Source organism: Streptomyces sp. 8P21H-1, from assembly GCF_013302945.1.
Genome location: NZ_JABTYA010000161.1, coordinates 2,098 through 2,979, shown reverse-complemented (window position 1 = coordinate 2,979; position 882 = coordinate 2,098). Strand labels below are relative to the sequence as shown.

The following is an 882-nucleotide window of genomic DNA, read 5'->3' as shown; positions in this document are numbered from 1 at the left end:
AAGACCTCGTACGCACCCTCCACCGGCACCACCTCGGCACCGGCAGGCGGCCACTCACCCCACTCGGACCCGGCCACCACAGCCGCCTCCGTGAGGAAACCGGAGGCATGGGTCGTCCACGGGAAGTCGCCGGCGTTCTCGGGACGGGAGTAGACGGCGACCGTACGACGCGCATCGGTGTGCGGGCCCACGACGACCCGCACCTGAAGAGCGCCGTTCTCGGGCAACACCAGGGGCGCCGCCAGGGTCAGCTCCTCCAGGGTGGCGCACCCTGCCGTCTCACCGGCCGCGAGAGCCATCTCCACCAGGCCCGTACCGGGCAGCAGGATCCGGCCGAGGACCACGTGGTCGGCGAGCCACGGCTGGGTCTCCACCGACAGCCTGCCCGTCAGCACCACACCACCGGAATCAGGCAGCGACACCACCGCACCCAGCAACGGGTGCTCCGCCGCGTCCACACCGGCGGACCTCGGGTCCGCCGCCGTGACAGCGGTCGTCTCGGGCCAGTAGCGCTGCCGCTGGAAGGCGTAGGTGGGCAGGTCGACGGCACGGGCGCCGGTGCCGTCGAGGACGGCGGACCAGTCCACGCTCACACCGGTGGTGTGCAGCCGGCCCAGCGCGGCCCGCGCCGTGCCCTCCTCGTCACGGTCCTTGCGCAGCAGCGCAACCAGGACCGCGTCCTCGCCCGCGCTCTCACGCGCCATACCACTCAGCACACCGTCAGGACCCAGCTCCAGGAAACGGGACACCCCCTGCTCCACCAGAGCCCGCACACCGTCGTCGAAACGCACGGCCTCCCGGACGTGGGTCACCCAGTAGTCCGGGGAGGTCAGTTCATCGGCCTGCGCGATCCGGCCGGTCACGTTGGAGACCACCGGCAGC

The 882-nt window shown here is 71.9% G+C and carries 1 pseudogene; it reads right to left on the bottom strand.

The annotated features are described in order from the left end of the window. A pseudogene (locus tag HO151_RS02700) lies at positions 1 to 863 on the bottom strand (polyketide synthase dehydratase domain-containing protein); the annotation flags it as partial. Positions 864 to 882 lie beyond the last annotated feature (19 nt).